This is a genomic window from Pedobacter sp. 01T416_2 (genome assembly GCF_056398925.1).
This window is the reverse complement of the sequence record NZ_JBFTQI010000644.1, coordinates 1-5,020: the sequence shown is the minus strand read 5'-3', so window position 1 is coordinate 5,020 and position 5,020 is coordinate 1. Positions and strand designations below refer to the sequence as shown.

Below are 5,020 nucleotides of genomic sequence, written 5' to 3'. Positions count from 1 at the left end.
CTGTAGGCCCAAGCGATCCAGTACTTCCAACGTTATGAATGTACTGTAATAGGGGTTTCRCCACCAGTAGGAACGCCAAAAGCCGTTGTCCATCCGGTGGGTGTGTAAAGCTTTTTGAAACGGATCAAGAAACGTGGTCCTATCTTCCGCAGACATTCCGTGATAACCCCAGGGAGTAACATCCCAATGACCTGTGGCCCATGCATCAGGTTCGGTATAAGTGGCAATACAGTCATCTTCCCGCCAGTGTTCCCGGAAAAATAAACGGTCAGCCGCTGCAACGGGAAGTGCAAGTTCATCGAATAATGCAACAGCCATTGCAGTTGAGTCTGCATCAGGTCCTGTCATGGCATTGAATCCCCACCCGGAATTATAACTTCTTTTTTCGGCTAGCCAGCTGGCAGCTTTGATTGCAGCATTAATAGCGTCGTTATTGCCGCTTTTTTTTCCATACTGGGCCAGCGCCTGTGCTGCGTATGCGGTAACCCATTGGTCTGATGTACCTACAGGCAAGTGATAATCGTCCCAGCTGCCATTTTCGTTTTGAACCGATAGGAGGTACCGCATCGAATCTTTGAGCGCTCCCCATATTTCATCTGATTCCGGCATGCCGTTTTGTACATCATGCTTTAGGTATAGATTCAACCTTGGTTTTTGATCCGTGGTTAGTCCAAACCCAATGAAAGCTATCTGGTATTCCTGACAGTTCAGCATCATGCCGGTATCTACAGGCGTAAGTAAAAATCGCGTTGTTAATTGGCTAATAATCGATGACCACTCGTCAGAAGTATATCTGAGGCAATGGCCACACAGGTCTGCTTTTACATCGGCATGAGCTCCGGTCAGGAGATTAAAGCCAATACTCATCACCAACCCATTCAAATCTGTTTTATATTTTTCCGTTGCAATGGCAAGGAAATCTTTCATTTCCTGCGATGAAAACAGGTCGATCCCTAAATGCTGAAAGTCTGTAGTCTCGCGCATCCGGAAGTAGATCTTCGCCCTTGAATTTTCAAGTGTGCTTCCTTCCAATCCCGCACTTGCAACAATACAGTGTTCCTTTAATTTATTTATTATGGTTATTGCATCATTGGCCGAAGGTAAAATTGCTTTGAGCCAGGTGGTTACAGTATTCCATCCTTTTTCCTGGCTAAGGGGTGCCATTTCCAGGTAGAAAGCAATTCCAGCCTGTTGCGGGCTTGTGCCAATCCATACAAATCCTTGTTTGTAAATGTTGCGGTCATCTTTATTTTTTGGCAATAATATTTCAATCGTCTTTTCAGCAATCTCTTTCAAATCACTGCTTTCGCTGCTGTCAATAGCATGCCTAAGTGTTTTGATGGATGAATGATAACGTGATTCAGTGGCAGTATGAAATGCGCCTGGATCGCCAATAACGCGGAGCGATGTTCCCTTGCCGGAAGTTGTAAGGCAAAGCTGCAATGGTGAACCGTCGTTGTTCAGGCATGAAGCACCGGTAATAAAATCTTCAGTACCAGAATCAGAATCAAGAAGCTGGTAACAGCTATCTGTTAAAGAGTTAGCCGTAGGTTGGAGTCGCTCAGCAAGCGAAATAAGCCGTTGAACTTTTTGGCCGAGGCGTACACTACGAATCATATAAGTTTTAAGGTTGAGAAGACAGGATAAATTAGATTTTGGTTTAGGAGCTTATAAACCCCACAGCTGATTTGAACATCAGCAGCGGGGTTTGAATAGTTTAAATTGCGATTGCAAACGAAGAATGTTACAATCGTAAATTATGAATTAACCACCTGGTTGAATATTGATCTGTGGAGTCTGACCCGTATTGCTGCCTGTTGAACCGGATGTGCCATTTGAACCAGTATTTCCTGGTGTTCCGTTTGCGCCACCTGATGAGCCGCCAGTACCGGCTGTGCCGCCTGTGCCGCCAACACCGCCGCTGCCTCCATTACCAGGAAGACCAGCTATAGGATGGCCAATAAGCTGAGAGCCAGCATCCAGACTTCCGTAAGTGATATTGATCACATTACCATTACCGCCATTGCCACCATTAGCTCCGTTTCCTCCGGCTCCACCGTTACCGCCGTTACCGCCGTTATAGCCACCACGGGAATAAGCTCCTGAACTGGAGCCATTACCACCATTGCCACCATTACCGCCGCTTCCACCATTACCACCGCTTCCGCCATCGCCACCATTGCCGCCTCCGCCTACAACAGAGAAAGTACCGGTAACTTTACCAATGTACATGGTAGTAGCGGGAGAATCGCCGCCGTTGCCRCCAACACTGGCATTACCACCATTACCAGCAATGGCACCACTAGTACCATTGGAACCGTCGTTACATCCGGAAGCCCAGTTGCAACTTGCGTTCTGACCAGCAACGCCATTCTGGCCGCTTCCGCCTGGCTGGCCATTTGTGCCCGCTGTACCTGGTGCACCAAGAATGTTGATGTCGCCGGTGGCTTGTTGCGCAGCTAATACTTTCGCAGCATTAGTAGTTGATTTGATTAGGACAGCAATAGAAATTTTACCTGTTGTCTGGACAAAAATTTGTCCGCCAGGTAAAACGGTTACTGTTCCGAACTGATTGTTAGTGTCCGTGATGTACAGCGGATTTGACGGACTTACTGTCACGTCTAATGGGGTAGAATTTGATGAGGTTGACATAGAAGGTTTTTTAGAGGGTTAAAAATTTAGTAGAAAAGAATTGTAAGATAATATCCAAACAAATTGTAATATTAATGTATAATCTAATGTAATACTATAGTTATTTTGTTGTATAAAATTAATATATTTATATTTTAATTTCCTAATATTTAATTGTTTTTTTTTAAAATTAATGCTGATGATTTCGATGATAATTAGTAAAAACAGCCCATTGAACGAATCTTGGCAGTATTTCTATGAAAAATAATTATCGAAGTTTTCTTTCCATCGCGTCTTTTGTGGATAGATTTTGTTAAACTACACGCTCTTTGCTTTGAGCGTTAGCTCTTGCTAACCTGTTAATGCTAAGGATTATATAACTTGAACTCAATTAACAATCTGGCTTTTAGCGCTATTCTTTAGGTGGTTTAGTATTAGTGTCAGGGTCTTAATAGCAGGAAGATGCTGACCACGTAGTATCTACAAGACGATCGAGTAAGATAAAGCAACTGTAAACACCACCCCATTTTATTTAAAAAATCTAGTTTGTAGAATTTGGCAGTGTTTTCACCAATGCACACCGAACAGGCGATTGTGATGTAAAGAATGATCAACCCGAAAATATTAGGATAATCAAAAGGGATGGTACCCCAAATCAATCCATCTGATTAAAAATTCCCCAAAAAAAATATTCTAAAGTCCACCTTTACGCCACATTTACTCCACGTTTAGGCCACCTTCCGGCCAGGCTTGCTTGCATACTGCTTCGCACATGCTTCGGTTGAGTTGTAGCCCTGGTGTAGATCAGGTAGGTCAAAGGTTTGCGTCGCTTAAGATCAGCGAGTTCACAATAGCTAAATGAAAGGTAAAGAGAAAGTTATCGTGAGGTATTGTTGGTCTGGAGCTGTGTCGGAGCAGCCTGAGTGAAGGGGCAATAAAACGGCTTTGGGATTATTCAAATTATCGAGGTATTTGATGATCCTCCCGACATTATCTCGAATACTTTTGTATTCGATTTTATCAATTGCCTGCTGTATCGATTAACCCGGTCGCGAGCAGTATTGTTTTTTTTAAATGTTATGTATTAAACGTTAGCCCTTTCTTAATACCGAGTCGGAACTGTGGTATAATGCTTTTGAATGCTACTTTATTTTTTCACGGTGGTTTAATCCCCAATCAACCAATGTTTCGGTGACCGGGAAAACACTTAGCCCATATTCTGTCATTGCATAATTCACGGTAATAGGCCTGGTTTCCATAACCGTTCGGGTAACGAGGAGGTTTATTTCAAGTTCCCTCAACTCTTTGGAAAGCATTTTTGCAGATATACCCTCAACCTCACGCTGGATCTTCTTAAATGTGTTTTTTTCATCTATATGATTGTTAAGATATCGCATAATCCGTAGCTTCCACTTGCCGCCAAGTATTTCCAGGCTATCCCGGATAGCCGCCAGCTCCTGCTCGCAGGTCGCTTCCCGTTTGATTGGTGTTTCCATATTTGATAGTTAACAAAAGGTAACCGGTAACCATTAGTTAACCGATAACAAACTTAAAGTTTTGTGTCCTAATTTTGAAATCATAAAAATGAAAACAAATGAAAAAGAAAGTTGACTATTACGTATTGGATGTTTTTACGGATCAAAAATTTAAAGGAAATCAGTTGTCTGTAGTTTATACTGAGGAACAATTGGAACTGGAACAATATTATGACATCGCCAGGGAGTTTGGATATTCAGAGACTTCTTTTGTAAATTATTCGGTAGCTGAGAAAGTGTTTAGCGTAAGGTCATTTACGCCAGCGAATTTTGAGATTACCGGAGCTGGACATAATCTTTTGGGTGCAGTATGCTTGGCTATCTTAAAAAAATGGGATATTTTCCGCGAACAAAAAGGACAGACCTGGGTGTTAATGGCAAGTGAAAAGATTCCCCTTAAGGTCACTGAGAAGGATGGAATTCCTTACGTTGGCATGAAACAGAGACCTRCTGAAATCATGGTAACGGTACCTGCCAGCATAATTGCCGAAGCCATTGGACTAGGTACCGACGATCTTACCCTTAACGATTGGAATATCAATATTGTAAAAACAGAAGTGGGACACCTGATGGTTCCCATAAAGAATTCGGAATTCTTAAACAAAGCAGTATTGAATAAAAGTCTTTTGAAAGAAGCTTCCTCCAAATTCGGATTTGAAGGTTGCTATCTTTTTACTACTGAACATGGCAAAAGTGAATTTCTTGCAGAAACACGTTTTTTTAACCCCAGTATTGGTATTGATGAAGATCCTGCTACCGGAACTGCAGCGGGGCCTTTAACCGGTTACCTTGAAAATCTTGGCTATGTGGAAAAAAACCAAAGTTATCGCATCTTACAAGGTGCTCATGTTAGG

At 42.5% G+C, this 5,020-nt stretch carries 4 protein-coding genes; 1 reads left to right on the top strand and 3 read right to left on the bottom strand.

The annotated features are described in order from the left end of the window. The 3 genes from AC1DPQ_RS21710 to AC1DPQ_RS21700 all read right to left on the bottom strand — a co-directional run. The coding region (locus AC1DPQ_RS21710) for a hypothetical protein (protein ID WP_477610846.1) at positions 1-1,617 on the bottom strand (1,617 nt) is incomplete at its 3' end. Positions 1,618-1,764: 147 nt separating this feature from the next. Further along, the gene (locus tag AC1DPQ_RS21705) at positions 1,765-2,652 is read right to left on the bottom strand and encodes a hypothetical protein (protein ID WP_477610845.1); all 888 of its coding nucleotides are present in this window, start codon (positions 2,650-2,652) and stop codon (positions 1,765-1,767) included. 1,121 nt (positions 2,653-3,773) lie between these two features. After that, positions 3,774-4,127 (bottom strand): winged helix-turn-helix transcriptional regulator, encoded by a 354-nt coding sequence (locus tag AC1DPQ_RS21700; RefSeq protein WP_029275327.1) that lies wholly within the window; start codon positions 4,125-4,127, stop codon positions 3,774-3,776. Positions 4,128-4,225: 98 nt separating this feature from the next. Here AC1DPQ_RS21700 and AC1DPQ_RS21695 point away from each other — a divergent pair. Beyond that, positions 4,226-5,020, top strand: a 795-nt coding sequence (locus AC1DPQ_RS21695; protein ID WP_477610844.1) for a PhzF family phenazine biosynthesis protein, incomplete at its 3' end; no start/stop codon positions are given.